The 24,859-nt window shown below is 66.6% G+C and carries 33 protein-coding genes and 1 pseudogene; 5 read left to right on the forward strand and 29 right to left on the reverse strand.

Annotation, left to right across the window (positions count from 1 at the left end):
• Positions 1–90 precede the first annotated feature (90 nt).
• The 24 genes from map to rpsJ form a co-directional block, all read right to left on the reverse strand.
• Positions 91–927 (reverse strand): type I methionyl aminopeptidase, encoded by an 837-nt coding sequence (map, locus tag ABZ027_RS08585; RefSeq protein WP_356765782.1) that lies wholly within the window; start codon positions 925–927, stop codon positions 91–93.
• Positions 928–1,060: 133 nt separating this feature from the next.
• Positions 1,061–1,723: an adenylate kinase gene (locus tag ABZ027_RS08590; RefSeq protein ID WP_356765784.1), complete on the reverse strand. Its 663-nt coding sequence runs from the start codon at positions 1,721–1,723 to the stop codon at positions 1,061–1,063.
• The gene (secY, locus tag ABZ027_RS08595) at positions 1,723–3,036 is read right to left on the reverse strand and encodes a preprotein translocase subunit SecY (protein ID WP_356765786.1); all 1,314 of its coding nucleotides are present in this window, start codon (positions 3,034–3,036) and stop codon (positions 1,723–1,725) included. Before secY ends, ABZ027_RS08590 begins: the two co-directional genes overlap by 1 nt.
• A gap of 509 nt (positions 3,037–3,545) precedes the next feature.
• The gene (rplO, locus tag ABZ027_RS08600) at positions 3,546–4,001 is read right to left on the reverse strand and encodes a 50S ribosomal protein L15 (protein ID WP_356765788.1); all 456 of its coding nucleotides are present in this window, start codon (positions 3,999–4,001) and stop codon (positions 3,546–3,548) included.
• 2 nt (positions 4,002–4,003) lie between these two features.
• On the reverse strand, positions 4,004–4,186 hold the full coding sequence (rpmD, locus tag ABZ027_RS08605) for a 50S ribosomal protein L30 (protein ID WP_005481207.1): 183 nt from the start codon (positions 4,184–4,186) through the stop codon (positions 4,004–4,006).
• Positions 4,186–4,791 (reverse strand): 30S ribosomal protein S5, encoded by a 606-nt coding sequence (gene rpsE / locus ABZ027_RS08610; protein WP_108014598.1) that lies wholly within the window; start codon positions 4,789–4,791, stop codon positions 4,186–4,188. The genes rpmD and rpsE overlap by 1 nt, the downstream gene beginning before the upstream one ends.
• 64 nt (positions 4,792–4,855) lie before the next feature.
• The gene (rplR, locus tag ABZ027_RS08615; protein WP_356765790.1) at positions 4,856–5,239 is read right to left on the reverse strand and encodes a 50S ribosomal protein L18; all 384 of its coding nucleotides are present in this window, start codon (positions 5,237–5,239) and stop codon (positions 4,856–4,858) included.
• Positions 5,240–5,242: 3 nt separating this feature from the next.
• Positions 5,243–5,782 carry a 50S ribosomal protein L6 gene (gene rplF, locus ABZ027_RS08620; protein WP_356765792.1) on the reverse strand — a complete coding sequence of 180 codons (540 nt, stop codon included), beginning with the start codon at positions 5,780–5,782 and terminating at the stop codon, positions 5,243–5,245.
• Positions 5,783–5,806: 24 nt separating this feature from the next.
• Positions 5,807–6,205 carry a 30S ribosomal protein S8 gene (gene rpsH / locus ABZ027_RS08625; protein WP_007384075.1) on the reverse strand — a complete coding sequence of 133 codons (399 nt, stop codon included), beginning with the start codon at positions 6,203–6,205 and terminating at the stop codon, positions 5,807–5,809.
• A 211-nt stretch (positions 6,206–6,416) separates the two neighbouring features.
• Positions 6,417–6,602, reverse strand: a complete 186-nt coding sequence (locus ABZ027_RS08630) for a type Z 30S ribosomal protein S14 (protein ID WP_003948630.1) — start codon at positions 6,600–6,602, stop codon at positions 6,417–6,419.
• A gap of 5 nt (positions 6,603–6,607) precedes the next feature.
• On the reverse strand, positions 6,608–7,165 hold the full coding sequence (rplE, locus tag ABZ027_RS08635; protein WP_356765794.1) for a 50S ribosomal protein L5: 558 nt from the start codon (positions 7,163–7,165) through the stop codon (positions 6,608–6,610).
• A complete protein-coding gene (rplX, locus tag ABZ027_RS08640; RefSeq protein ID WP_052839850.1) occupies positions 7,165–7,488 on the reverse strand; it encodes a 50S ribosomal protein L24 in 324 nt (107 codons plus the stop codon). Before rplX ends, rplE begins: the two co-directional genes overlap by 1 nt.
• A 2-nt stretch (positions 7,489–7,490) precedes the next feature.
• Entirely contained in the window at positions 7,491–7,859 is a 369-nt protein-coding gene (gene rplN / locus ABZ027_RS08645; protein WP_003998823.1) for a 50S ribosomal protein L14, read from the reverse strand.
• A 127-nt stretch (positions 7,860–7,986) separates the two neighbouring features.
• Positions 7,987–8,274 carry a 30S ribosomal protein S17 gene (rpsQ, locus tag ABZ027_RS08650; protein ID WP_356765796.1) on the reverse strand — a complete coding sequence of 96 codons (288 nt, stop codon included), beginning with the start codon at positions 8,272–8,274 and terminating at the stop codon, positions 7,987–7,989.
• Positions 8,274–8,498 carry a 50S ribosomal protein L29 gene (gene rpmC, locus ABZ027_RS08655; RefSeq protein ID WP_003998824.1) on the reverse strand — a complete coding sequence of 75 codons (225 nt, stop codon included), beginning with the start codon at positions 8,496–8,498 and terminating at the stop codon, positions 8,274–8,276. Before rpmC ends, rpsQ begins: the two co-directional genes overlap by 1 nt.
• Positions 8,498–8,917, reverse strand: a complete 420-nt coding sequence (rplP, locus tag ABZ027_RS08660; RefSeq protein WP_356765798.1) for a 50S ribosomal protein L16 — start codon at positions 8,915–8,917, stop codon at positions 8,498–8,500. Before rplP ends, rpmC begins: the two co-directional genes overlap by 1 nt.
• A gap of 5 nt (positions 8,918–8,922) precedes the next feature.
• Positions 8,923–9,753 carry a 30S ribosomal protein S3 gene (rpsC, locus tag ABZ027_RS08665; RefSeq protein ID WP_356765800.1) on the reverse strand — a complete coding sequence of 277 codons (831 nt, stop codon included), beginning with the start codon at positions 9,751–9,753 and terminating at the stop codon, positions 8,923–8,925.
• Entirely contained in the window at positions 9,753–10,100 is a 348-nt protein-coding gene (gene rplV, locus ABZ027_RS08670) for a 50S ribosomal protein L22 (protein WP_003974262.1), read from the reverse strand. Before rplV ends, rpsC begins: the two co-directional genes overlap by 1 nt.
• 42 nt (positions 10,101–10,142) lie before the next feature.
• Positions 10,143–10,424 carry a 30S ribosomal protein S19 gene (rpsS, locus tag ABZ027_RS08675; protein ID WP_003992359.1) on the reverse strand — a complete coding sequence of 94 codons (282 nt, stop codon included), beginning with the start codon at positions 10,422–10,424 and terminating at the stop codon, positions 10,143–10,145.
• Positions 10,425–10,436: 12 nt separating this feature from the next.
• The gene (gene rplB, locus ABZ027_RS08680) at positions 10,437–11,273 is read right to left on the reverse strand and encodes a 50S ribosomal protein L2 (protein WP_059192905.1); all 837 of its coding nucleotides are present in this window, start codon (positions 11,271–11,273) and stop codon (positions 10,437–10,439) included.
• 38 nt (positions 11,274–11,311) lie between these two features.
• Positions 11,312–11,731: a 50S ribosomal protein L23 gene (gene rplW, locus ABZ027_RS08685; RefSeq protein ID WP_356765802.1), complete on the reverse strand. Its 420-nt coding sequence runs from the start codon at positions 11,729–11,731 to the stop codon at positions 11,312–11,314.
• Positions 11,731–12,387, reverse strand: a complete 657-nt coding sequence (gene rplD, locus ABZ027_RS08690; RefSeq protein ID WP_356765804.1) for a 50S ribosomal protein L4 — start codon at positions 12,385–12,387, stop codon at positions 11,731–11,733. Before rplD ends, rplW begins: the two co-directional genes overlap by 1 nt.
• 7 nt (positions 12,388–12,394) lie before the next feature.
• A complete protein-coding gene (rplC, locus tag ABZ027_RS08695; protein WP_232031828.1) occupies positions 12,395–13,039 on the reverse strand; it encodes a 50S ribosomal protein L3 in 645 nt (214 codons plus the stop codon).
• Positions 13,040–13,056: 17 nt separating this feature from the next.
• Positions 13,057–13,365, reverse strand: coding sequence for a 30S ribosomal protein S10 (gene rpsJ, locus ABZ027_RS08700; RefSeq protein WP_003948644.1), 309 nt, complete (start codon positions 13,363–13,365; stop codon positions 13,057–13,059).
• 605 nt (positions 13,366–13,970) lie between these two features.
• Here rpsJ and ABZ027_RS08705 point away from each other — a divergent pair.
• From ABZ027_RS08705 to ABZ027_RS08725, 5 genes and pseudogenes are all read left to right on the forward strand, one after another.
• Positions 13,971–14,285 carry a hypothetical protein gene (locus tag ABZ027_RS08705; protein WP_356765806.1) on the forward strand — a complete coding sequence of 105 codons (315 nt, stop codon included), beginning with the start codon at positions 13,971–13,973 and terminating at the stop codon, positions 14,283–14,285.
• 59 nt (positions 14,286–14,344) lie between these two features.
• Positions 14,345–15,004, forward strand: coding sequence for a hypothetical protein (locus tag ABZ027_RS08710; protein ID WP_356765808.1), 660 nt, complete (start codon positions 14,345–14,347; stop codon positions 15,002–15,004).
• Between the two features lie 23 nt (positions 15,005–15,027).
• On the forward strand, positions 15,028–16,551 hold the full coding sequence (locus ABZ027_RS08715) for a putative T7SS-secreted protein (protein WP_356765810.1): 1,524 nt from the start codon (positions 15,028–15,030) through the stop codon (positions 16,549–16,551).
• Positions 16,552–16,659: 108 nt separating this feature from the next.
• Entirely contained in the window at positions 16,660–17,370 is a 711-nt protein-coding gene (locus ABZ027_RS08720) for a hypothetical protein (RefSeq protein WP_356765812.1), read from the forward strand.
• Between the two features lie 416 nt (positions 17,371–17,786).
• Positions 17,787–18,872 (forward strand): annotated as a pseudogene (locus ABZ027_RS08725) (right-handed parallel beta-helix repeat-containing protein); the annotation flags it as partial.
• Between the two features lie 94 nt (positions 18,873–18,966).
• Here ABZ027_RS08725 and ABZ027_RS08730 read toward each other — a convergent pair.
• The 5 genes from ABZ027_RS08730 to rpsL form a co-directional block, all read right to left on the reverse strand.
• The gene (locus tag ABZ027_RS08730) at positions 18,967–20,190 is read right to left on the reverse strand and encodes an acyltransferase (protein ID WP_356765814.1); all 1,224 of its coding nucleotides are present in this window, start codon (positions 20,188–20,190) and stop codon (positions 18,967–18,969) included.
• A gap of 306 nt (positions 20,191–20,496) precedes the next feature.
• Entirely contained in the window at positions 20,497–21,690 is a 1,194-nt protein-coding gene (gene tuf, locus ABZ027_RS08735; protein WP_356765816.1) for an elongation factor Tu, read from the reverse strand.
• Between the two features lie 155 nt (positions 21,691–21,845).
• The gene (gene fusA, locus ABZ027_RS08740) at positions 21,846–23,975 is read right to left on the reverse strand and encodes an elongation factor G (protein WP_356765818.1); all 2,130 of its coding nucleotides are present in this window, start codon (positions 23,973–23,975) and stop codon (positions 21,846–21,848) included.
• 39 nt (positions 23,976–24,014) lie between these two features.
• Complete coding sequence (gene rpsG, locus ABZ027_RS08745; protein ID WP_005481264.1) at positions 24,015–24,485, reverse strand: 30S ribosomal protein S7; 471 nt, start codon at positions 24,483–24,485, stop codon at positions 24,015–24,017.
• 2 nt (positions 24,486–24,487) lie between these two features.
• Complete coding sequence (gene rpsL / locus ABZ027_RS08750) at positions 24,488–24,859, reverse strand: 30S ribosomal protein S12 (protein WP_003948652.1); 372 nt, start codon at positions 24,857–24,859, stop codon at positions 24,488–24,490.

Here is a 24,859-nt window from a genome sequence, read left to right on the forward strand (position 1 = left end):
CCTGCACACCTACAACCACCACCGCTGCCACACCGCACTCGGCGGCCAGCCACCCATCACCCGCGTGAACAACCCTGCGGGTCAATACACCTAGGCCAGCGGGTCGGGCGCGGCCGTGACCCCGTGCTCCGCCAGCTTGGCCCTGCCCCCGTCGGGAGACGTCAGCACCAGCGGGCCCTCCTCCGTCAGCGCCACCGAGTGCTCCCAGTGGGACGACCAGGTGCCGTCGGTGGTGATGACCGTCCAGTCGTCCTGGAGCACCTCGGTCTTCGGGGTGCCCAGGGAGACCATCGGCTCGATGGCGAGGCAGAAACCGGGTACCAGCTTGGGGCCCTTCCCGCGCCGCCGGTCGACGTAGTTCAGCAGGTGCGGGTCCATGTGCATCTCGGTGCCGATGCCGTGGCCGCCGTAGTCCTCGATGATCCCGTACTTGCCGCCGCCGGGCTTCGGCTGGCGGCGGATGTACGTCTCGATGGCCCGGGAGACGTCCACCAGGCGGTTGCCCTGCTTCATGGCCGCGATGCCGGCCCACATCGACTCCTCGGTCACCCGGGAGAGCTCGACGAGTTCGGGAGCGTGCCCGGAGCCCACGAAGGCCGTGTAGGCCGCGTCGCCGTGCCAGCCGTCGATGATCGCGCCGCAGTCGATGGAGATGACGTCGCCGTCCTTGAGGACGACCTCGTCGGACGGGATGCCGTGCACGACGACCTCGTTCACCGAGGTGCAGATGGTCGCGGGGAAGCCGCCGTAGCCGAGGAAGTTCGGCTTCGCGTTGTGCTCCGCGAGCACCTTGCGCGCGACCTGGTCCAGATCCTTGGTCGTGGCCCCGGGCACCGCGGCCTCTCGCGTGGCCGCGTGGATGGCTGCGACGACCAACCCCGCCTCACGCATCTTGGCGATCTGCTCGGGGGACTTGATCTGCACCATGGCGGCGGGAGCCTTTCTGGGACCGGGAGAGGGCGGGTGTGCTCAACGATACGTGCACTCACGCAACAGCCGCGGCCCCTGTCCGGGGAACCGCGGCTGCGACGACGTACGAAGAACGGTTACGAAGAGCGGGCTACGCCGCGTGGTCCTCGCGCTTGAGTGCCTCCATGGCGCGTCCGGTGACGTCCTCCACCTTGCCGAGCGCCGAGATCGTGACCACCAGGCCCTGTGCCTTGTAGTAGTCGATGATCGGCTCGGTCTGCGTGTGGTAGACCTCCAGTCGCTTACGGACGGTCTCCTCGGAGTCGTCGTCGCGCTGGTACAGCTCCCCGCCGCAGATGTCGCAGACGCCTTCCTGCTTCGGCGCCTTGTACGACACGTGGAAGACGTGCGCGGAGTCGTTGCGGCAGATGCGCCGGCCGGCGATCCGCTTGACGACCTCGTCCTCGGGGACCTCCAGGTCCAGCACCGCGTCCAGCTTCATGCCCTCGGACTTCAGCATCTCGTCCAGGGCCTCGGCCTGCGACACGTTGCGCGGGAAGCCGTCCAGCAGGAAGCCGTTCTCCGCGTCGGGCTGCTCCATGCGGTCCTTGGCCATCCCGATGGTGACCTCGTCCGGGACCAGGTTGCCCGCGTCCATGTAGGACTTCGCCAGTTTGCCGAGTTCCGTCTGCTTGCTGATGTTGGCCCGGAACAGGTCGCCCGTGGAGATGTGCGGGATCGACAGGTTCTGGGCGAGGAACGCGGCCTGCGTTCCCTTGCCGGCGCCCGGCGGCCCGACGAGGACGATACGCATCAGCGGAGGAACCCTTCGTAATTGCGCTGCTGGAGCTGGCTCTCGATCTGCTTCACCGTCTCGAGACCGACACCCACGATGATCAGGATGCTCGTCCCGCCGAAGGGGAAGTTCTGGCTCGCATTGAAGCCGACCAACGCCATCGTCGGCACGAGAGCGATCAGACCCAGATACAGCGAACCCGGCCAGGTGATCCGGTTGAGCACGTACGACAGGTACTCAGCGGTCGGTCGGCCAGCCCGGATGCCCGGGATGAAGCCACCATACTTCTTCATGTTGTCGGCGACTTCCTCGGGGTTGAAGGAGATCGCCACGTAGAAGAACGCGAAGAACACGATGAGCAGGAAGTACGAAACGATGTAGTACGGGTGGTTTCCCTTGACGAGGTGACCCTCGATCCAGGTCTTCCAACCGGACGTACCGCTCGAGAACTGCGCGACCAGAGCCGGGATGTAGAGCAGCGACGACGCGAAGATGACGGGGATCACGCCCGCCTGGTTCACCTTGAGCGGGATGTACGTCGACGTACCGCCGTAGGAACGGCGGCCGATCATCCGCTTCGCGTACTGCACCGGGATGCGGCGCTGGGCCTGCTCGACGAAGACCACCAGGCCGACCATGACCAGGCCGACCGCGATGACCGTGCCGAACTCGATCCAGCCGTCGGCCAGGGTGCCCTGCTTCTTGATGGCCCACAGCGCCGACGGGAAGGTCGCGGCGATCGAGATGAACATCAGGATCGACATGCCGTTGCCGATGCCGCGGTCGGTGATGAGCTCGCCGAGCCACATCACGACGGCCGTACCGGCGGTCATGCAGATGACCATGACGATGGTGGTGAAGATCGCACGGTCCGGGACGATCGAGCTGGCGACCTGGCAGCCGCTGAACAGCGCACCGCTGCGGGCGGTGGCGACGAGGCCGGTGCCCTGCAGGATGGCGAGCGCCACCGTCAGGTACCGCGTGTACTGCGTGATCTTCGCGGTGCCGGCCTGCCCCTCCTTCTTCAGGGCTTCCAGACGCGGGATCACGACGGTCAGCAGCTGCAGGATGATACTGGCCGTGATGTACGGCATGATGCCCAGCGCGAAGATGGTGATCTGGAGCAGCGCACCACCACTGAACATGTTCACCAGACCGAACAGGCCCTGGTTGCCGGACGCCTCGTCCACACACTGCTGGACGGCCGTGTAATCGACGCCCGGGATCGGAACGTGGGTACCCACTCGGTAGACCACGATGATGCCGAGAGTGAAGAGCAGCTTCTTGCGCAGGTCGGGCGTCTTGAACGCCCGGGCGAACGCGGTGAGCACGGTTCCTCCTGCGACCCCCGCGCCGCGCGCGGCAGGGACTAGTCGTATAAACAGGGCCCAGCGGGCCGAACGATGTTTTCTACCACCCCGACACCGAACGGCATACCTCGCGCGGGCACAGGTGGACCTCATGGACTCTAACAGCGGCTGCGCAGCCAGGTGAAGCTTGCCTGACAGGCGGCAGGTCAAGGGTCGGTCAGGGACGGGGCGGTGAAGATCTCCGTCATCACCCGGTGCGAGTCACATCACATTGACTGTGCGTAGTGACCAGCGGGGAGTAATCGGGAAAACAAGGAGATCTTCCGGCATTGTCGCCGGTGGTGGGCGGATGAACTGCCGGGCAGCGGCACTTTTCGGCCGTTTTCCGCGAGCCGTGGCCGCGAACGGTTGTCGTGAGCCGTCTCGCGGAGCCGTTCTCACCCGGCGCCCAGGCCCACGGCAAAGGCCGGGCAGCTCCCCCGCGGGAGAACTGCCCGGCCTCTGTGCGTGTGCGGCGGGGCCGCCCGGGCTCAGATGAGCTCGGTGACCGTACCGCCGGCAGCGGTGATCTTCTCCTTGGCGGAGCCGGAGACGGCGTCGACCGTCACCTGCAGCGCCACGGAGATCTCGCCCTGGCCGAGGACCTTGACGAGGCTGTTCTTGCGAACGGCACCCTTGGCCACCAGGCCCTCGACGGTGACCTCGCCACCCTCGGGGTACAGCGCGCCCAGCTTCTCGAGGTTCACGACCTGGTACTCGGTCTTGAACGGGTTCTTGAAGCCCTTCAGCTTCGGAAGACGCATGTGGAGGGGCATCTGGCCACCCTCGAAGCGCTCCGGAACCTGGTAACGGGCCTTCGTGCCCTTGGTACCACGACCGGCCGTCTTACCCTTCGACGCCTCACCACGACCCACACGGGTCTTGGCGGTCTTGGCGCCCGGGGCGGGACGGAGGTTGTGGATCTTGAGCGGGTTGTTCTCCGCCATGATCAGTCGACCTCCTCGACCGTCACGAGGTGGCGGACGGTGTGCACCATGCCGCGGAACTCGGGGCGGTCCTCCTTGACGACCTGCGTGTTGATGCCCTTGAGGCCAAGGGAGCGCAGGGTGTCACGGTGGTTCTGCTTGCTGCCGATGTACGACTTCGTCTGCGTGATCTTGAGCTGTGCCATTACGCACCAGCCCCGGCACGCGCACGCAGCAGAGCCGCGGGAGCGACGTCCTCGAGCGGCAGACCACGGCGGGCCGCGACCTCCTCGGGACGCTGCAGGCCCTTCAGGGCCGCCACGGTGGCGTGCACGATGTTGATCGCGTTGTCGGAGCCGAGCGACTTCGACAGGATGTCGTGGATACCGGCGCACTCGAGCACGGCACGCACCGGACCACCGGCGATAACACCGGTACCCGGGGACGCGGGCTTGAGCAGCACGACGCCGGCAGCCTTCTCACCCTGGATCGGGTGCGGGATGGTGCCCTGGATACGGGGGACCTTGAAGAAGTGCTTCTTGGCCTCCTCGACACCCTTGGCGATGGCGGCCGGCACCTCCTTGGCCTTGCCGTAACCGACACCCACGGTGCCGTCACCGTCGCCCACCACGACCAGCGCGGTGAAGCTGAAGCGACGACCACCCTTCACAACCTTGGCGACGCGGTTGATCGCGACAACGCGCTCAACGTACGCGGTCTTCTCGGCGGCAGCAGCGCCGCCGTCACGGCCCTTCCGGTCCCGCCGCTCGCCGCCACCGGCACCGCTTCCACGGCGCTGGGGTCCAGCCATTGGATTACCTCTCTCTTTCCGCTAGCTACGCAGCAACGATCAGTCGCTGCCGCGACGGGCGGCTCTAGAACTTGAGCCCGGCCTCGCGGGCGGCGTCCGCCAGGGCGGCGATGCGCCCGGCGTACTGGTTGCCACCACGGTCGAATACGACGGTCTCGACACCGGCAGCCTTGGCACGCTCGGCGACCAGGGCGCCGACCTGCTTGGCCTGCGCGGACTTGTCGCCCTCGCCACCGCGGATCGAGGTGTCCAGGGTGGACGCCGACGCAAGGGTGTGACCCTTGAGGTCGTCGATCACCTGGGCCACGATGTGGCGGTTGGAGCGGGTAACGACCAGACGAGGACGCTCCGCCGTACCGTTGATCGACTTGCGGATCCGGATGTGGCGGCGCTTGATCGCGGCGCGCTTGTAGGCGTCGCCCTTGAGGATCTTCTGTCCGTATGCCATGGCTTACTTACCCGCCTTTCCGACCTTGCGGCGGATGACTTCGCCCTCGTACTTGACGCCCTTGGCCTTGTACGGGTCGGGCTTGCGCAGCTTGCGGATGTTGGCCGCAACCTCGCCGACCTTCTGCTTGTCGATGCCCTCGACCGAGAACCGGGTCGGGTTCTCGACCTTGAAGGTGATGCCCTCGGGCGCCTCGACGGTGATCGGGTGGCTGTAGCCGAGAGCGAACTCAAGGTTCGAACCCTTGGCCGTGACGCGGTAACCGACACCACTGATTTCGAGCTTCTTCACGTAACCCTGGGTCACGCCGGTGATCATGTTCGCCACCAGCGTGCGGGACAGGCCGTGCAGGGCCTTGTTCTGACGCTCGTCGTTGGGGCGGGTGACGCTGAGCACGCCGTCCTCACCCTTGGCGATGTCGATCGGCGCGACAACGGTGTGGCTCAGGGTTCCCTTGGGGCCCTTGACCGAGACCGTACGGCCGTCGATGGTGACGTCCACGCCGGCGGGAACCGTGATGGGGAGCTTGCCAATACGCGACATAGCTGTTTCCTCCGTTCCCTTCCGCTACCAGACGTAGGCGAGGACTTCCCCACCCACGCCCTTCTTGCCGGCCTGCTTGTCGGTGAGGAGCCCGTGCGACGTGGAGATGATCGCCACGCCGAGGCCGCCGAGCACCTTCGGCAGGTTGGTGGACTTCGCGTACACCCGGAGACCGGGCTTGGAGATCCGCTTGATGCCCGCGATGGAGCGCTCACGGTTGGGGCCGAACTTCAGCTCCAGGACGAGGTTCTTGCCGACCTCGGCGTCCTCGACCTTCCAGCCCGTGATGAAGCCCTCCTGCTGGAGGATCTCCGCGATGTGCGACTTGATCTTCGATGCCGGCATCGTCACGGAGTCGTGGTATGCCGAGTTCGCGTTCCGCAGACGCGTAAGCATGTCTGCGATCGGATCAGTCATGGTCATGAATTGGCCTTCGGCCTCTCTCGCCGGGGTTTCCTGGTGCGCCATCCCTCTCCCCGATCCGAGACGGGACGGGTGCGGCGCGGTGGACCTACGGCGTAGTAAGTCGTATGGGCGTCCAAGCGCCCAACCCTCCTAGCCTAAGCCATGGAGGGGTGGGCACCTGACACCGCCCTTTACTTACCGAGAGCCTCTGGAATCCCGAAGTGGGGGATTACCAGGAGCTCTTGGTCACGCCCGGCAGCTCGCCACGGTGAGCCATCTCACGAAGGCACACGCGGCACAGGCCGAACTTGCGGTACACGGAGTGCGGACGGCCGCAGCGCTGGCAGCGCGTGTAGCCACGTACACCGAACTTGGGCTTACGAGCAGCCTTGGCAATCAGAGCCTTCTTCGCCATCTCGCTCACGCCTCCTTGAAGGGGAAGCCGAGGTGACGAAGGAGCGCGCGGCCCTCAGCGTCGTTGGTCGCCGTGGTCACCACGGTGATGTCCATACCCCGGGTGCGGTCGATCTTGTCCTGGTCGATCTCGTGGAACATGACCTGCTCGGTGAGACCGAAGGTGTAGTTGCCACGGCCGTCGAACTGCTTGGGGGACAGGCCGCGGAAGTCGCGGATGCGCGGCAGCGCGAGCGACAGGGTGCGGTCCAGGAACTCCCACATGCGGTCGCCACGGAGCGTGACGTGGGCACCGATCGGCTGGCCCTCACGCAGCTTGAACTGCGCGATGGACTTACGGGCCTTGGTGACGGCCGGCTTCTGGCCGGTGATCGTGGTGAGGTCGCGAATCGCGCCGTCGATCAGCTTGGAGTCGCGGGCGGCGTCGCCCACACCCATGTTGACCACGATCTTGACGAGGCCGGGGATCTGCATGACGTTCTCGTACTTGAACTCGTCACGCAGCTTGCCCGCGATCTCCTCGCGGTACTTCTGCTTCAGACGCGGGCTGGTGGTGGTCGTCATCAGATGTCCTCACCCGTCCGCTTGGCAACGCGGATCTTGTTGCCTTCGTCGTCGAAGCGGTAACCGACGCGGGTCACTACCTTGTTGCCGTCCTTCTCCACGACGAGCTGAACGTTGCTCACGTGAACAGGGGCCTCGGTGGTGACGATGCCGCCGGCCTGCGAACCACGAGCCGTGGGACCGGCCTTGGTGTGCTTCTTGACCCGGTTGACACCCTCGACCAGGACACGGTCCTCGCGGGGGAAGGCCGCGATGACCTTGCCCTGCTTGCCCTTGTCCTTACCGGTGATGACCTGGACCAGGTCGCCCTTCTTGATCTTCATGCTTACAGCACCTCCGGCGCGAGCGAGATGATCTTCATGAACTTCTTCTCGCGCAGCTCACGGCCCACGGGGCCGAAGATACGGGTGCCGCGAGGGTCGCCGTCGTTCTTCAGAATGACGGCGGCGTTCTCGTCGAAGCGGATGTACGAGCCGTCCGGACGGCGGCGCTCCTTGACGGTGCGAACGATGACCGCCTTGACGACGTCACCCTTCTTCACGTTGCCACCGGGGATCGCGTCCTTGACGGTGGCGACGATGACGTCACCGATACCCGCGTAGCGGCGACCGGAGCCACCGAGCACACGGATGCAAAGGATCTCCTTCGCACCAGTGTTGTCGGCGACACGAAGTCGCGACTCCTGCTGGATCACGTCTATCTCCTGTTTGTCTGCCGGTTCCCCGGGAGCCGCTCAGCGAGCGGCTCCCGGAGCCTGGCGGAACTGTCCTGCGGGTTTGCCCGCAGGAGCTTGCTGCATCTGCCCAGATCCCCTGAGGGGACTACTTGGCCTTCTCGAGGATCTCTACGACGCGCCAGCGCTTCGTCGCGGACAGCGGCCGGGTCTCCATGAGGAGGACACGGTCGCCGACGCCCGCGGCGTTCTGCTCGTCGTGCGCCTTGAGCTTGTTCGTACGGCGGATGACCTTGCCGTACAGCGCGTGCTTGACGCGGTCCTCGACGGCGACGACGACGGTCTTGTCCATCTTGTCACCGACGACGAGACCCTCACGGGTCTTGCGGAAGCCGCGGGCCCCTTCGGTCTGCTCAGTCACGTTGCTCTCACTCATCAGGCGCTCTCCACCGTCTCGATGCCCAGCTCGCGCTCACGCATCAGGGTGTAGATCCGCGCGATGTCCTTACGGACGGCCTTGAGCCGACCGTGGTTCTCGAGCTGACCCGTCGCCGCCTGGAAGCGGAGGTTGAACAGCTCTTCCTTGGCTTCGCGGAGCTTCGCCAGAAGCTCCTCGTCACCCAGTTCGCGCAGCTCGGACGCCTTGGTACCGGCCGACATCACGCTTCACCTGCCTCGCGCTTGACGATCCGGCACTTCATCGGCAGCTTGTGAGCGGCACGAGTCAGGGCCTCACGGGCGATCTTCTCGTTGGGGTAGGACAGCTCGAACATGACCCGGCCCGGGTGCACGTTCGCGATCCACCATTCCGGCGAACCCTTACCGGAACCCATGCGGGTCTCGGCGGGCTTCTTGGTCAGGGGGCGGTCCGGGTAGATGTTGATCCAGACCTTGCCGCCACGCTTGATGTGGCGGGTCATCGCGATACGAGCCGCCTCGATCTGGCGGTTGGTCACGTACGCCGGCGAGAGGGCCTGGATGCCGTACTCGCCGAACGCGACCGTCGTACCACCCTTGGCCTGACCACGGCGCTTCGGGTGGTGCTGCTTGCGGTGCTTGACCCTACGGGGGATCAGCATGTCGGTCAGGCCTCCGTTCCGGTGCTCTCAGCCGGAGCGGCAGCCGGAGCCTCGGCCTTGGGGGCCTCGGCAGCGGGAGCCTGCTGCGGCTTGCGACCGCGACCGCCGCGCTCGCCACCACGGCCACCACGGGCCGGGCGGTCGGCGCCGCCACCGCGAGCCGGGCGGTTACCCGCACGGGCGGCAGCGTTCTCGGCGCGGACCTCGGCGATGTTCTTGACGTCGCCCTTGTAGATCCAGACCTTCACACCGATGCGGCCGAAGGTCGTCTTGGCCTCGAAGAAGCCGTAGTCCACGTTCGCACGGAGCGTGTGCAGGGGCACACGGCCCTCGCGGTAGAACTCCGAGCGGGACATCTCGGCGCCACCGAGGCGGCCACCGCACTGGATCTTGATGCCCTTGGCGCCGGCCTTCATCGTGCCCTGCATGCTCTTACGCATGGCGCGACGGAAGGAGACGCGGGAGGAGAGCTGCTCGGCGACGGCCTGAGCGACCAGCTGGGCGTCCGTCTCGGGGCTCTTGACCTCGAGGATGTTCAGCTGGACCTGCTTGCCCGTGAGCTTCTCGAGGTCACCGCGGATGCGGTCGGCCTCGGCGCCACGGCGGCCGATGACGATGCCCGGACGGGCCGTGTGGATGTCCACACGGACGCGGTCACGGGTGCGCTCGATCTCCACCTTCGAGATGCCGGCGCGCTCCATGCCGGACGTCATCATCCGACGGATGGCGACGTCTTCCTTGACGTAGTCCTTGTACAGCTTGTCGGCGTACCAACGCGACTTGAAGTCGGTGGTGACACCGAGCCGGAACCCATGCGGGTTAACCTTCTGGCCCATTACCGGGTTCCTTCCTTGCTGCTGACGACCACGGTGATGTGGCTGGTCCGCTTGCGGATCCGGTAGGCGCGGCCCTGGGCACGCGGACGGAACCGCTTCAGGGTCGGGCCCTCGTCGACGTACGCCTCGGAGATGAAGAGGCTGTCGGCGTCGGTGTGGTCGTAGTTGTGCGCGGCGTTGGCGATGGCGCTGTCCAGCACCTTGCCGACCGGCACGCTCGCGGCCTGCGGGGCGAAACGCAGGACCGCCTGAGCCTCCGTGGCATCCATGCCACGGATAAGGTCCACCACGCGGCGGGCCTTCATGGGCGTGACGCGGATGTACCGCGCCTGGGCCCTGGCTTCCATGGTTGTCCTTCCAGTGTCTGTCATGGTCATTCCACCCCGCGGTTAGCGGCGCTTCGACTTCCGGTCGTCCTTGACGTGACCCCGGAAGGTGCGCGTCGGCGAGAACTCGCCGAGCTTGTGGCCGACCATCGACTCGGTGACAAACACCGGAATGTGGGTCTTGCCGTTGTGCACCGCGAGCGTGTGGCCGAGCATGGCCGGCACGATCATGGAGCGACGGGACCAGGTCTTGATGACGTTCTTGGTGCCGGCTTCGTTCTGGGCGTCCACCTTCTTGATCAGGTGGTCGTCGACGAAGGGCCCCTTCTTGAGACTGCGCGGCATCTAAACCCGCTCCTAGCGCTTCTTGTTCGTCTTGCGGCGGCGGACGATGTACTTGTTCGAAGCCTTCTTCGGCGAACGAGTACGACCCTCCTTCTGACCCCACGGGGAGACCGGGTGGCGACCACCGGAGGTCTTGCCCTCACCACCACCGTGCGGGTGGTCGACCGGGTTCATCGCCACACCGCGAACGGTCGGGCGAACGCCCAGCCAGCGCTTGCGGCCGGCCTTGCCCCAGTTGATGTTGCTCTGCTCGGCGTTGCCGACCTCGCCGACGGTGGCGCGGCAGCGCACGTCGACCAGGCGGATCTCACCGGAAGGCATGCGGAGGTGAGCCATCTGGCCCTCCTTCGCGAGCAGCTGCACGGAGGCACCGGCGGAGCGGGCGAACTTGGCACCGCCACCGGGACGGAGCTCGATCGCGTGGATCGTGGTACCGACCGGGATGTTGCGGAGCGCCAGGTTGTTGCCCGGCTTGATGTCGGCCCCGGGACCGTTCTCGACGCGGTCACCCTGCTGCAGGTTGCGCGGGGCGAGGATGTAGCGCTTCTCGCCGTCCGCGTAGTGCAGCAGCGCGATGCGCGCGGTGCGGTTGGGGTCGTACTCGATGTGCGCGACCTTCGCCGGCACGCCGTCCTTGTCGTGACGACGGAAGTCGATCACTCGGTAGGCGCGCTTGTGTCCGCCACCCTGGTGGCGAACGGTCACACGACCGGCGTTGTTACGGCCGCCCTTGCTGTGCAGCGGGCGGACCAGCGACTTCTCCGGCGTGGACCGCGTGACCTCGACGAAGTCGGCGACGCTGGAGCCGCGACGGCCCGGCGTAGTCGGCTTGTACTTGCGGATTCCCATTTCTCAGTCCTCGTCCGATATCGGACGATCCGACCCGCTTAAGCGGTCGGACCGCCGAAGATGTCGATACGGTCGCCCTCGGCGAGGGTCACGATCGCGCGCTTGGTGCCCGCGCGCTGACCGAACCCGGTCTTGGTGCGCTTGCGCTTGCCCTGGCGGTTGATCGTGTTGACGCCGGTGACCTTGACCGAGAAGACCGCCTGGACGGCCTGCTTGATCTGGGTCTTGTTGGCGCCCGGCGCGACGATGAAGGTGTACTTGCCCTCATCGAGCAGCGCGTAGCTCTTCTCCGACACGACCGGCTTGAGCAGGACGTCACGGTGGTCCGTGAAGGCCTTGCTCGCCGGGGTGACGACGGTGTTCTTGCCCTCGGCCTCGTGGCGGCGCGCCTTGGCGACGCGCGCGGCCTTGGCGGCCTTGGCGGCCTTCGAGGCAATGCTCGGGTGACGCGTAGCCATCAGGCTTCGCTCCCTTCGGTGTCAACGGCCTTGGGGCCAGACACGAAGGACTCGAAAGCGGCCTGGGTGAAGACCACGTCGTCCGAGACGAGAACGTCGTACGTGTTCAGCTGGCCCGGCTCCAGGATGTGGACCTGGGGCAGGTTGCGGGCGGACAGCCACGCGGCCTCGTCGGCGCGGTCGACGACCAGGAGCAGGTTCTTGCGCTCCGAGATCTTGCCGAACAGCGTCCGGGCGGCCTTCGTCGACGGGTTCTCACCCTCGACGACGCCGGAGACGACGTGGATACGGTCATGGCGGGCCCGGTCGGTGAGGGCGTGGCGCAGGGCCGCGGCCTTCATCTTCTTCGGGGTCCGCTGCGAGTAGTCACGCGGCTGCGGGCCGTGGACGACGCCACCGCCGGCGAACTGCGGCGCGCGGGTCGAACCCTGGCGCGCACGGCCGGTGCCCTTCTGACGGTAAGGCTTCTTACCGCCACCACGGACTTCACCGCGACGCTTGGTCTTGTGCGTGCCCTGGCGGGCAGCGGCGTTCTGCGCGACGACGACCTGGTGGATCAGCGGGATGCTGATCTTCTCCACGCCGAAGATCTCCGCGGGGAGCTCGACGCTACCGGTCTTCTCGCCGGCAGGCGAAAGGATGTCAACAGTGCTCATCGGTACCTCAGGCCCCCTTGGCCGCGGTGCGGACCAGGACGAGGCCGCCGTTCGGACCGGGAACCGCGCCCTTGATGAGCAGCAGACCCTTCTCCGCGTCAACGGCGTGGACGGTCAGGTTCTGGGTGGTGACCCGCTCGTTGCCCATACGACCCGCCATGCGGAGGCCCTTGAACACGCGGCCGGGGGTGGCGCAGCCACCGATGGAACCGGGCGAGCGGTGCTTGCGCTGGGTGCCGTGTCCGGCGCCGAGGCCCTTGAAGTTGTGACGCTTCATGACACCGGCGAAGCCCTTGCCCTTGCTCTTGCCGGTCACGTCGACCTTCACGCCGGCCTCGAACACCTCAGCGGTGATCTCCTGGCCCAGCGTGTACTCGGAGGCGTCCGCGGTGCGGATCTCGACGAGGTGGCGACGGGGGGTGACGTCGGCCTTGGCGAAGTGACCCTTGAGGGGCTTGTTCACCTTGCGCGGGTCGATCTCGCCGAAGGCGATCTGGACCGACTCGTAGCCGTCACTGTCATTCGTACGGACCTGGGTCACGACGTTCGGGCCGGCCTTGACGACGGTGACCGGGACGACACGGTTGTTCGCGTCCCACACCTGCGTCATGCCGAGCTTCTCGCCCAGGATGCCCTTGATCTGCTTAGCCATCGTTCAGATCACCGGCCTCAGAGCTTGATCTCGATGTCGACACCGGCCGGGAGGTCGAGTCGCATCAGAGAGTCAACGGTCTTGGGGGTCGGGTCGAGGATGTCGATCAGGCGCTTGTGCGTGCGCATCTCGAAGTGCTCGCGCGAGTCCTTGTACTTGTGCGGCGACTTGATGACGCAGTACACGTTCTTCTCAGTGGGCAGCGGCACCGGGCCCGCGACCGACGCACCAGTACGCGTCACCGTCTCGACGATCTTCTTCGCCGAGCTGTCGATGACCTCGTGGTCGTAGGCCTTGAGCCGGATGCGGATCTTCTGTCCCGCCATGGCTACTAGTAGTCCTGTTCTCTCTTAACGCTCTGGAACCCGGTGTTCCGAACACTCCTTCGCCGACCCACGCGGTCGGGTGTGTCGCGCTCTCACTGACACAGATGTCCCATCTCTGGAACATCCCGTCCGGGAAAACACGGCCCTTCCGGAACCGCAGGCCGGGGGCACGGCGCCGACGTGCTGACGCGTGACCCACCGGGTGCCTGGACGGCGCCGCACTGACACTTCCCGAAAGATTCCCGTACGTCCGCCCCAGCGCTGCCACCTGGCAGTTGGAACGACGAGTACTGTGGGACTCGCTTTCGGTCCTCCCGGCGGGAGGCGCGCAGCATCAACGCTCGACCGAGCAACTCCGACAGTCTGCCATATGGGGCAGGGGGCTGGCCAATCGGGCCGGAGACCTTACCCCGGGAGTGACGCAGGTCAAACCCTGCGGGGCCCCGACAGGGTCCTATGGGGTCTCACCAGGTGCGCAGCTGCGCCGTGGTGCACTTGTGGGACTTCTGTGCCGTCCTCGCGGACAGGCAGCGCCGCCCCCCTCTCGCACCGTATCCCCGTGCCAAAATCCCTGGTCGGCACACTTCACGGGGGAGCACGACCGAATGGCTGGGCACTGCAAGGTCGAGTTCGAGGCACTTTCTCGACTCGTCACGGATCTCAGCGAGTGCGCGGACGGCATGCGGTCCGCGATGAGGCAGCTGAAGGACATCGGCCCCAAGGGCTCCGGCTCCGACGAGCTGGAGGAGGCCTGCGACGACTTCCAGGACAAGTGGGGTCACGGCATCAAGCTGATCGCCGATGCCACGGGCGGCGTCACCGAGAAGGCCGCACAGTCGGGCCGGCTCTACCAGCACCTGGAGGACCAGGTGGCCGCAGCCGCGCAGTCCGTGAAGTCCCCTGACCCGGCCGACCTGTGACCTTCGTACCCGAGGAGGCCACAGCCGCCGACGCTGCGCCTCTCGCGTTTCACTTCCAGGTGCAGCCTGAGTTCCACGCGATCCCGCTGGGCGTCGGCGAGGACGAGGACGCCTTCGAGGACCAGATGCGGCAGTTCGCCCGGGACTACTGGGGCGAACGCGAGGCCCTCGAACCCCTGCGGGAGCTGACCAGGGCCATGTACACGGCAAACGCCCAGAACCTCGTCGAGGGCGGAACCGTCTACAACGCGCTCGGCATTTTCCCCGTCGGCGGTAGCGCGGACGGCTCCCGGCCTCCCGAACGCGTCAGCCGCGCCGCGCTCACCCTCGGTGTGCGCGACCTGGACAACCCCGACCCGCATCTCACGGCTGCGGGCATCGCGGAGACGCTGGACAAGGCGGGCCAGGGTGGCGAGGCCCAGCTGATCCAGCTGCCCGCCGGCCCCGCGGTCGTCCATGTCGCAGGGGCCCGTGCCGTGTGGGAGACGCCGGAAGGTGATCAGGAGAGGTTCTTCGTCCGGATCGAGGTCTGGCTGCCGGTTTCCGGCGAGGACCGCCTGCTGCTGCTCTGCCTGAGCACGGCCGACGCCCAGGACCTTTTCCATTACCAGGCGGTCCTCTCGGACATCGCCGACACCCTCACCTTCGGTGACACCGAGGCCGAGAACCCCGGAGCCGTCGGCGAAGCCGCCCCGTCCTCCCCCTTCGGCTCCTACTGATCGCGTCGAGGAGAGACCGTCTCATGACCACACAGACGTACGAAGCCCTCGGCTTCGACCCGGCTCCCGGTGTACCGGAGTCGGTGCGCCGGCTGGTCACCACGCTCACTGGCGTGGGCAGACAGCTCCACGACGCGCACGGCACGCTGAGCAGGCTGGGCAGGGCGGAGGGAGCCTGGGTGGGTGAGGCGGCATCCGCCTTTGCCCAGCAGACCGGCGCGCTGCCGAAGTACCTGGCGGAAGGCCACAGCTCGCTGGCCGACGCCGCGCACGCCCTGCACTCCTGGGAGTCACGGCTGACGGACCACCAGACGCTGGCCCGCCGCTACGAACAGGAAGCCGCGGCCGCTCGCCGGACGCTGCAAGATGCGCGAAACGCCCCGGACCTGCAACTCGCGGGCAGGACCTTCGACACAGGGGCGGAACTGCAGAAGGCCCAGCAGCGCCTGGACTACGCGACGAAGCGCGTGAACGAGGCGGGCGCCGAGTTGGACGACGTCATCAAGAAGGCGCGGGCCCTGCTGAACGACCACGAGGAGGCGGCACGCCGCGCCGCCGGGGCGATACGCAGGGCTGCCGAGGTCGCGCCGGACGAGTCCCTGCTCGACAAGCTCGCCGACGCCCTCAAGGGCCTCGGCGACCGGATCAAGGACCTCGCGGGCGACCTCTGGAAGTGGATCCAGGAACACGCGGACACGATCTACAAGATCGGCGACTGGCTCGGCTACGCCAGCGCCGTCTGCGACGTCCTCGCCCTCATCACCTCCGAGACCATCATCGGCGCCCTCGTCTTCGAGGCCATCGGCATGGCACTCAACGCCGGCGCCCTCACCTTCCACACGGTCGGCTGGAAGGCCGGCGCCAAGAAGGGCAACGCGCTGGACATCAGCCTGGACCTCGCCGGCTTCGTGCCGTTCGCCGATATGGCGCGGATGGGTAAGGTCGGCGTCGGCGCCCTCAAAGGCGTCAAGATCCCGATGGAGGTTCTGGATTTCGGTGCCAAGGCAGCCGACTCCTGGAAGCGGGCGGAAGACATCATCCAGCACGTCGGCGGAACGGCGCGGCTGGGCAGCGAAGCCGCGCAGTGGACGACGCGTAACGCGAGCGCCCTCGGCCGCAAAGCGGATGCGATCCATGTCACCGCGAACAAGCTGACGGACCGTCTCGCGGTCGCGGTGGCCAAGGAATTCGGCGATCGAAACCTCTACCGCGCGGGCGCGGGAATCACGGACGTGCTCTTCCAGAAGGCGATGCCCGGGCTGATCGAGAACACACCGCTGAGCCGTATTCCCGCACTCGCGGACTCCGTCAAGCCCGTCATCGACAACGCAGGCAGGACGGTGGACCACTACATCGACCCCCGGTCCTGGACGGCACGCGGCTACGAGGGGGTCATGGGCGCGAAGGATCTCGCCAAGGAAGGGGTGCGGCTCAGCACCGAGGACATCCAGTACGGATCCGAGAAGATCCACGAAAAGGTGGATCACGCACGCGAATCGGCGAGCAGGTTCATCGGCCGCGTGGCTGATGTCAACCCATTCGGCTGATCACGCAGATGACGCCCGAACCCCCGCAACGACTTGTACGACCTGAAGGCCTCGTACGGCCCGTAGGGCCTGGACGCGTCAGATGACCTGGACGACTTGGACAACACCGTGAGCAGCTCTCCGCACCCGTCCGCCGCCCCGACCACATCGGCCCGGTACCCGTTCACGGTGATCGTGAACAACCCCCTGCCGATGTCTCCCCCCTTTCTGCCTCACCTCCCGCCGGACGCCGAAATGGCGACGACCGTCCGGGTACCGGGCGCCCAGCAGGGGCAGCCGCCGCTGGCCCAGATCTTCGTCGCCCGCGACACCCGACAGTGGAGCCGCCACTCCCCCGTACCGTTTTGGATCCTGACCGGCCCGGACCACGGCTCCGTGTCCTCGGTCCGTCCGTCGGCCCAGGGCGATCCCGGCGGGTACGACGTCCACGCACCCGACGGAACTCTGCTGGCCCAGATCACCCGCCGCCCTGGCCGGCTGCTGCCTTGGCCGCGCCGTATCCGCTGGTCGGCGCGGCTCGACAACCCGGCGTGGGTGTGCACGGGGAAGGTGGGCACCTGGTACTCCTGGCTCTGCTACGTCGTGACCTCCCCCCTCTGGCTTTCCTTCTCCTTCGCCCTCTTCCTGTACTCCCTGTTCGACGGCACGACCAGCGACAGCAGTTTCGACAGTCCGTCCCGCACCCGCTGGCGCACCCGTGGGGCGGGCAAGGCCCTGGATCGTCGGGGCTTCCCCAAGACGTACCACCTCGACACCGGGCGTCTGGATCCCCGGGTCGCCTACGCCATGGCGGTGCTCCAGACCTGGGAGCGCACGTAGCCGGCCTGCGGCCGCTGGTGGGCGCAAAGCAGCGGAACCACTGGCGGCAGACGAGCCGTTCCAACGGCGCCCCGCCGCCCCAGAGGATCCCACGCGACGGCGATACTCAGGCCCCGCTCCGGTCGGCCCCACAACGCGCACCTCGGGACTCAACGGCGAGTTCAGGAGGTCCGCGCCAGCCATCCCGCGTTCGCAGGTATGAACAAGGATCACGTACCCACGTATTGACGCGTCCACGGCAAGCGCCATACGTTCCCACCTGAGAACACCGAGAAAGCGCTTTCTCTTGCACGGCACCCCAGGTCACGGACGAACCCGGAGGCACCACCATGCAAGTGAGACCCGTCATCGCATGTGTCAGCCTGCTGGCCGGCGCGCTCGTCGCGCTGTCCGGCACCCCGGCTCAGGCCGCCAGCGCCACCCAGTACGTCTCGCCGAGCGGCACCGACAGTGCGGCCGGCACGCAGTCCGCGCCCACCACGCTCGCCACGGCGATCAGCCGCATCGCCCCCGGCGGCACCATCTACCTGCGCGGCGGGACGTACAACTACTCGTCGACGATCACGATCCCGGCGGGCAGCAACGGCACCGCCGGCGCCCGCACCACGCTGACCGCGTACTCCGGCGAGAAACCGGTGCTCAACTTCTCGGCGCAGAGCGAGAGTTCGTCGAACCGCGGGCTCCAGCTGAACGCCAACTACTGGCGCCTCTACGGCCTCACCGTCGAGCGTGCCGGGGACAACGGGATCTACGTCGGCGGCAGCAACAACGTCGTCGAGCGCACGGTGACGAGGTACAACCGCGACACCGGACTGCAGCTGGGGCGCATCTCCTCCAGCACCCCGAGCTCCCAGTGGCCGTCGAACAACCTGATCGTGAGCTCGGAGTCGCACGACAACGCCGACTCCGACGGCGAGGACGCCGACGGCTTCGCCGCGAAGCTCACCACCGGTACCGGGAACGTCTTCCGTTACGACGTCTCCCACAACAACATCGACGACGGCTGGGACCTCTACACCAAGACCGACACGGGCGCCATCGGCCCGGTCACCATCGAGTACTCCCTCGCCTACACCAACGGCACCCTGAGCAACGGCACCGTGAACTCCAACGGCGACCGCAACGGGTACAAGCTCGGCGGCGACGATATCGCCGTCAACCACGTGGTGCAGCACAGCATCGCCTACCGCAACGGCAAGCACGGGTTCACGTACAACAGCAACCCGGGCAAGATGGCGATCTCGAACAACGCGAGCATCGACAACGCCCAGCGCAACTTCTCGTTCGACGCCGGCACCCATGTGTACCGGAACAACACCTCGTGCCGGTTCAGCGTCAGCGGCTCGAACGACAAGACGGTCGGCAGCGCCGACAGTTCCAACCAGTTCTGGACCGGCACCAACGGCTCCCGGTGCTCCTCGTACTCCGGCGCCCTGGGCTGGTCCTTCGCCTCGGACGGCCGCCTCAACGTGACCCTCGGCGGCAAGGTGGTGACGCCGTAGCCCGACGCGACCGGCGCCGGGTACGGAGACGGCAACGGCAACGGCGACGAAGGGGCCGTACGACCAGAAGTCGTACGGCCCCTTCGTGCCATGGTCAGCCGGCCTGCGCGTTCCGCAGCCGCGCGAACGACGTGGCCAGCCCCTGTTTGAGCAGCTGCGCCAGCGGCCGCTCCACGAACCGGTGCACCAGCCAGCTCAGCAGCATGAACCCGGCCAGCACCACGACGACCAGGAGACGCGGGTCCATCGTGTCGCGGAGGCGGTTGATCATCGTCGTGCCCGCCGCGTAGTGCGTCAGGTACAGCGGATAGGTCAGCGCGCCCGCCGTCACCAGCCACTTCCAGCGGACGCGGTCGGTCGCGCCCAGGGCGATGGCCACCATGGCCAGCAGGAAGACCGTGAAGATCACTACGCTCCCCCGCCAGCCGGAGACGTGCTCGACCTCGTCGATCCGCTGCCCCAGCTCCAGTTGGCCCATCAGCCAGGCCATCGCGAGGATGCCCCACAGCAGCAGGTCCTGGCCGAAGCGGTGCATGAGGTACAGGGCGAGGCCCGCGATGAAGTACCAGGCGCCCTCCGGGTTGGCGACCAGCTCCAGCAGGGGGAACTCGGAGACCGGCGCGAGCATCGCTGCCGCGCCCCACACGCAGCAGAAGACCACGACCTTGCGGTACGTCAGCCCGGTCGCGACCACGAGCAGGAACAGCAGGTAGAAGCGCAGCTCGGACCAGAGCGTCCAGTACACGCCGTCGACGTTGGCCACGCCCGAACCGGACTGCAGCATCGTGAGGTTGAGCAGGACCTCGCGTGGGCGCAGGCGTTCCCACACGCCCGGGACCGCCACCAGGACGGCCGTCGTGAAGAGGACGGCGAACCAGTACGCCGGGTAGAGCCGCATCACACGGGAGACGAAGAACTGTCTCGGCGTACGCCCCCAGCAGGACATGCAGATCACGAAGCCGCTGATCACGAAGAAGATCTCGACGCCGATCCAGCCGTAGGAGGCGAATCTGAACACGGTGGGCATGACGTCGGACACCGGGCGGTCCCAGATCGCGTTGCCCGGCTGGTTGAGGCGGTTGGTGCCGGCGTAGTGGTGCATGGCGACCATCAGGGCGGCCAGCAGCCGGATGCCGTCGATGGCGTACAACCGGCGGCCCACACGGTCCCGTACCACGGCGTGGCGGCCGGTCCGGGTGGACTGCGGGGGCTGTTGCCGTTGCTGTCCGGTCAGGGCGAGCGGAGGAAGTGGCTGCTGCAGGCCGCCGACAACCCGTCGCGGTATCGACGTCCTGCTGTCCGCGCCGTGCATCGACACCTGTCCGTCCGTTCTCGCAAGGGGAGTTCCGGGCCGGGGCGGTCACCGGACAGCTCACGCTACGGCCGCCCCAAACGCCCCACAGCGAACAGACAAGAACATTCCACGCGGGGGTGCCGGGGAGTTGCCGCAACTCTCGCCGCGCCGCCGCCGAGAGTTCTCCGACACTTCACCTGACGCCCGCGGGGGCGACGCGACAAGCGCACGCCGACACGCGGGCGCGGACACGCGAAAGGGCCCGCACGACCGAAGTCGTACGGGCCCCTCAGGAGCTCGCGCTGGAGCTACCAGGTCAAGCCAACAAGCTTACTTGTTGATCTTGGTGACCTGGCCGGCGCCGACCGTCCGGCCACCCTCACGGATGGCGAACTTCAGGCCCTCTTCCATGGCGACGGGCTGGATGAGCTCCACCTTCATCTCGGTGTTGTCACCCGGCATGACCATCTCGGTGCCCTCGGGGAGGGTCACGACGCCGGTCACGTCCGTCGTACGGAAGTAGAACTGCGGACGGTAGTTGTTGAAGAACGGCGTGTGGCGGCCACCCTCGTCCTTGGACAGGATGTAGGCCTGCGCCTCGAACTCGGTGTGCGGGGTGACCGAGCCCGGCTTGATGATGACCTGGCCGCGCTCGACGTCCTCGCGCTTGATGCCACGGAGGAGCAGACCGACGTTCTCACCGGCCTGGCCCTCGTCGAGCAGCTTGCGGAACATCTCGATACCGGTGACCGTGGTGGTGGTCTTCTCGGTCTTGATGCCGATGATGTCGACGGTCTCGTTGACCTTCAGGACACCACGCTCGATACGGCCGGTGACGACCGTACCGCGACCGGTGATCGTGAAGACGTCCTCGATCGGCATGAGGAACGGCTTGTCGACGTCGCGCTCCGGCTCCGGGATCGACTCGTCGACGGCCTTCATCAGCTCGAGGACGGAGTTGCCCCACTCCTTGTCGCCCTCGAGCGCCTTGAGCGCCGAGACCTTGACGACCGGCAGGTCGTCGCCCGGGAACTCGTACTCGGAGAGGAGCTCACGGACCTCGAGCTCGACGAGCTCCAGGATCTCCTCGTCGTCCACCATGTCGGCCTTGTTCAGGGCGACGACGATGTACGGAACGCCGACCTGGCGGGCCAGGAGCACGTGCTCCTTGGTCTGCGGCATCGGGCCGTCGGTGGCGGCGACCACGAGGATGGCGCCGTCCATCTGCGCCGCACCCGTGATCATGTTCTTGATGTAGTCCGCGTGACCGGGGCAGTCGACGTGGGCGTAGTGACGCGTCTCCGTCTGGTACTCGACGTGCGCGATGGAGATCGTGATACCGCGCTGGCGCTCCTCAGGAGCCTTGTCGATCTGGTCGAAGGCCGAGGCCTCGTTCAGGTCCGGGTACGCGTCGTGCAGCACCTTGGTAATGGCGGCCGTGAGGGTCGTCTTACCGTGGTCGATGTGACCGATGGTGCCGATGTTGACGTGCGGCTTAGTCCGCTCGAACTTCGCCTTCGCCACTGGGGTCCTCCTGGGAGTGGTTCTGGTACGCCTTACTTCATCGGCGCCAGGTGATCTTTGCTGGAATGCCCGGGCCTGGGGGCATTCGCACCATGATTGTGGCGGAATGCCCCTGAGGCTCCGGAGTCAAGCCTAAAGCGTGTGAACGGCTTGCGTTACTCGCCCTTGGCCTTCGCGATGATCTCCTCGGCGACGTTCCGGGGAACCTCGGCGTAGGAGTCGAACTGCATCGAGTAGCTCGCGCGACCCGACGTCTTGCTGCGGAGGTCTCCGACGTAGCCGAACATCTCCGAGAGGGGCACGAGGCCCTTCACGACGCGGGCACCGGCCCGCTCCTCCATGGCCTGGATCTGACCACGGCGGGAGTTGATGTCGCCGATGACCTCACCCATGTAGTCCTCGGGCGTGGTGACCTCGACGGCCATCATCGGCTCCAGGAGCACGGGGCTCGCCTTGCGCGCGGCCTCCTTGAAGGCCTGCGAACCGGCGATCTTGAACGCGAGTTCGGAGGAGTCGACCTCGTGGTAGCCACCGTCGATCAGCGTCACGCGGACACCGGTCATCTCGTAGCCGGCGAGGATGCCGAACTGCATGGCCTCCTGGGCACCGGCGTCGACCGAGGGGATGTACTCCCTCGGGATACGTCCACCGGTGACCTTGTTCACGAACTCGTACGCCGGGCCGTCGGCCTCGGTGATGGGCTCGATCGCGATCTGCACCTTGGCGAACTGGCCGGTACCACCGGTCTGCTTCTTGTGGGTGTAGTCCACGCGCTCGACGGCCTTGCGGATCGTCTCGCGGTAAGCGACCTGCGGCTTGCCGACGTTTGCCTCGACCTTGAACTCACGCTTCATGCGGTCGACGAGCACCTCGAGGTGAAGCTCGCCCATACCGCCGATGACGGTCTGGCCGGTCTCCTCGTTGGTGTGCACCTGGAAGGAGGGGTCCTCCTCCGCGAGACGCTGGATGGCGACACCCAGCTTCTCCTGGTCACCCTTGGACTTGGGCTCGATGGCGACCTCGATGACCGGCGCCGGGAAGTCCATGGACTCCAGGATCACCGGGTTCTTGTCGTCGGCCAGCGTCTCACCGGTGGTGGTCTGCTTCAGGCCCATGACGGCGACGATGTCACCGGCGCCCACCGACTCGATCTCCTCACGCTTGTTCGCGTGCATGCGGTAGATCTTGCCGATGCGCTCCTTCTTGCCCTTGACGGAGTTCAGCACGGCGGTGCCGGACTCCAGGCGGCCCGAGTAGACCCGGACGAAGGTGAGCTTGCCCAGGTGCGGGTCGCTCATGATCTTGAACGCGAGGGCGGACAGCGGCTCGTCCTCGGACGGCTTGCGCTTGACGACCAGCTCCGGGTCCTTGACGTCGTGGCCCTCGATGGCCTCGACGTCGAGCGGAGTCGGAAGGTAGCGCACGACCGCGTCGAGCAGGGGCTGGACGCCCTTGTTCTTGAACGCGGTGCCACAGAACACCGGGGTGACCGTGGTGTCGCTGGACTTGCCGGACGCGATGGTGATGCGACGGATCGCGGCGTACAGCTGCTCCTCGGTGGGCTCGACGCCCTCCAGGTACAGCTCCATGATCTCTTCGTCGTTCTCGGCAACGCCCTCGATCAGCTTGCCGCGGTACTCCTCGGCAGCCTCGGTGTGCGAGGCCGGGATGTCGACGGTGTCGTACATCTCGCCCTTGGCGGCCTCGGCGGACCACACGAGCGCCTTCATGCGGACCAGGTCCACGACGCCCTTGAAGTCGGCCTCGGCGCCGATCGGGAGCTGCATGACGAGCGGCTGGGCGCCCAGGCGGTCCGAGATCATGTCCACGCAGCGGTGGAACTCGGCGCCGGTACGGTCCAGCTTGTTCACGAAGCAGATGCGCGGCACGCCGTAACGGTCGGCCTGACGCCACACCGTCTCGGACTGCGGCTCGACACCCGCGACACCGTCGAACACCGTGACGGCACCGTCGAGCACGCGGAGCGAACGCTCCACCTCGACCGTGAAGTCGACGTGCCCGGGGGTGTCGATGATGTTGATGGTGTAGTCGTTGTCCTCGAGCGGCCAGTGACAGGTGGTGGCAGCAGAGGTGATCGTGATGCCACGCTCCTGCTCCTGCTCCATCCAGTCCATGGTGGCGGCGCCGTCGTGGACCTCACCGATCTTGTAGCTGACGCCGGTGTAGAAGAGGATCCGCTCGGTGGTGGTCGTCTTGCCCGCGTCGATGTGGGCCATGATCCCGATGTTGCGGACCTTGGCCAGGTCAAGTGAAGTGGTAGCCATAAGGCTTTCGTCTTCTCTCGGTCTCGATGTGGGTTGCGACTACCAGCGGTAGTGCGCGAAGGCCTTGTTGGACTCGGCCATCTTGTGGGTGTCCTCGCGCTTCTTCACAGCGGCACCAAGGCCGTTGGAGGCGTCGAGGAGCTCGTTGAGGAGACGCTCGGTCATGGTCTTCTCGCGACGGGCACGGGAGTAACCGACCAGCCAGCGCAGCGCGAGCGTGTTGGCGCGACCGGGCTTGACCTCGATCGGAACCTGGTACGTCGCACCACCGACACGGCGGGACTTGACCTCGAGGGTCGGCTTGATGTTCTCCAGCGCGCGCTTCAGCGTGATGACCGGGTCGTTGCTGGTCTTCTCGCGCAGGCCCTCCATGGCGCCGTACACGATGCGCTCGGCGGTGGAGCGCTTGCCGTTCAGCAGCACCTTGTTGATCAGGGAGGTCACCAGAGGAGAACCGTAGACCGGGTCGATGATGACCGGGCGCTTCGGGGCGGGGCCCTTACGAGGCATTTCTACTTCTCCTTCTTGGCGCCGTAGCGGCTGCGGGCCTGCTTGCGGTTCTTGACACCCTGGGTGTCGAGCGAACCGCGGATGATCTTGTAGCGAACACCGGGCAGGTCCTTCACACGGCCGCCGCGCACGAGCACGATGGAGTGCTCCTGCAGGTTGTGTCCCTCACCCGGAATGTAAGCAGTGACCTCGATCCCGCTGGTCAGACGCACACGCGCGACCTTACGCAGGGCCGAGTTCGGCTTCTTCGGGGTGGTCGTGAACACACGCGTGCAGACGCCGCGACGCTGAGGGGAACCCTCGAGTGCGGGCGTCTTGTTCTTCTCGACCTTGTCCTGCCGGCCCTTGCGGACCAGCTGCTGGATCGTAGGCAC

Origin of the sequence: Streptomyces sp. NPDC006332 (assembly GCF_040612855.1) — a bacterium.
Taxonomy (GTDB): domain Bacteria; phylum Actinomycetota; class Actinomycetes; order Streptomycetales; family Streptomycetaceae; genus Streptomyces.

Coding starts and splice junctions, on each gene's coding strand:
- rplE (WP_356765794.1), bottom strand. CDS start 7,165: ATGACGACCACCACCAGCCCGCGTCTGAAGCAGAAGTACCGCGAGGAG.
- rpsS (WP_003992359.1), bottom strand. CDS start 10,424: ATGCCGCGCAGTCTCAAGAAGGGGCCCTTCGTCGACGACCACCTGATC.
- rpsC (WP_356765800.1), bottom strand. CDS start 9,753: ATGGGCCAGAAGGTTAACCCGCATGGGTTCCGGCTCGGTGTCACCACC.
- rpmC (WP_003998824.1), bottom strand. CDS start 8,498: ATGTCGGCCGGTACCAAGGCGTCCGAGCTGCGCGAACTGGGTGACGAG.
- rplW (WP_356765802.1), bottom strand. CDS start 11,731: ATGGCTACGCGTCACCCGAGCATTGCCTCGAAGGCCGCCAAGGCCGCC.
- rplP (WP_356765798.1), bottom strand. CDS start 8,917: ATGCTGATCCCCCGTAGGGTCAAGCACCGCAAGCAGCACCACCCGAAG.
- map (WP_356765782.1), bottom strand. CDS start 927: ATGGTGCAGATCAAGTCCCCCGAGCAGATCGCCAAGATGCGTGAGGCG.
- rplF (WP_356765792.1), bottom strand. CDS start 5,782: ATGTCGCGTATTGGCAAGCTCCCCATCACGGTTCCCGCCGGCGTGGAC.
- rplR (WP_356765790.1), bottom strand. CDS start 5,239: ATGGCATACGGACAGAAGATCCTCAAGGGCGACGCCTACAAGCGCGCC.
- ABZ027_RS08590 (WP_356765784.1), bottom strand. CDS start 1,723: ATGCGTATCGTCCTCGTCGGGCCGCCGGGCGCCGGCAAGGGAACGCAG.
- rpmD (WP_005481207.1), bottom strand. CDS start 4,186: ATGGCACAGCTCAAGATCACGCAGACGAAGTCGTACATCGGCAGCAAG.
- rplO (WP_356765788.1), bottom strand. CDS start 4,001: ATGGCGGAGAACAACCCGCTCAAGATCCACAACCTCCGTCCCGCCCCG.
- rplB (WP_059192905.1), bottom strand. CDS start 11,273: ATGGGAATCCGCAAGTACAAGCCGACTACGCCGGGCCGTCGCGGCTCC.
- fusA (WP_356765818.1), bottom strand. CDS start 23,975: ATGGCTACCACTTCACTTGACCTGGCCAAGGTCCGCAACATCGGGATC.
- rpsH (WP_007384075.1), bottom strand. CDS start 6,205: ATGACCATGACTGATCCGATCGCAGACATGCTTACGCGTCTGCGGAAC.
- rpsJ (WP_003948644.1), bottom strand. CDS start 13,365: ATGGCGGGACAGAAGATCCGCATCCGGCTCAAGGCCTACGACCACGAG.
- ABZ027_RS08630 (WP_003948630.1), bottom strand. CDS start 6,602: ATGGCGAAGAAGGCTCTGATTGCCAAGGCTGCTCGTAAGCCCAAGTTC.
- rplX (WP_052839850.1), bottom strand. CDS start 7,488: ATGAAGATCAAGAAGGGCGACCTGGTCCAGGTCATCACCGGTAAGGAC.
- rpsE (WP_108014598.1), bottom strand. CDS start 4,791: ATGGCTGGACCCCAGCGCCGTGGAAGCGGTGCCGGTGGCGGCGAGCGG.
- rplV (WP_003974262.1), bottom strand. CDS start 10,100: ATGGAAGCCAGGGCCCAGGCGCGGTACATCCGCGTCACGCCCATGAAG.
- rpsQ (WP_356765796.1), bottom strand. CDS start 8,274: ATGAGTGAGAGCAACGTGACTGAGCAGACCGAAGGGGCCCGCGGCTTC.
- rpsG (WP_005481264.1), bottom strand. CDS start 24,485: ATGCCTCGTAAGGGCCCCGCCCCGAAGCGCCCGGTCATCATCGACCCG.
- ABZ027_RS08705 (WP_356765806.1), top strand. CDS start 13,971: ATGGCTGGGCACTGCAAGGTCGAGTTCGAGGCACTTTCTCGACTCGTC.
- rplD (WP_356765804.1), bottom strand. CDS start 12,387: ATGAGCACTGTTGACATCCTTTCGCCTGCCGGCGAGAAGACCGGTAGC.
- ABZ027_RS08715 (WP_356765810.1), top strand. CDS start 15,028: ATGACCACACAGACGTACGAAGCCCTCGGCTTCGACCCGGCTCCCGGT.
- rplC (WP_232031828.1), bottom strand. CDS start 13,039: ATGGCTAAGCAGATCAAGGGCATCCTGGGCGAGAAGCTCGGCATGACG.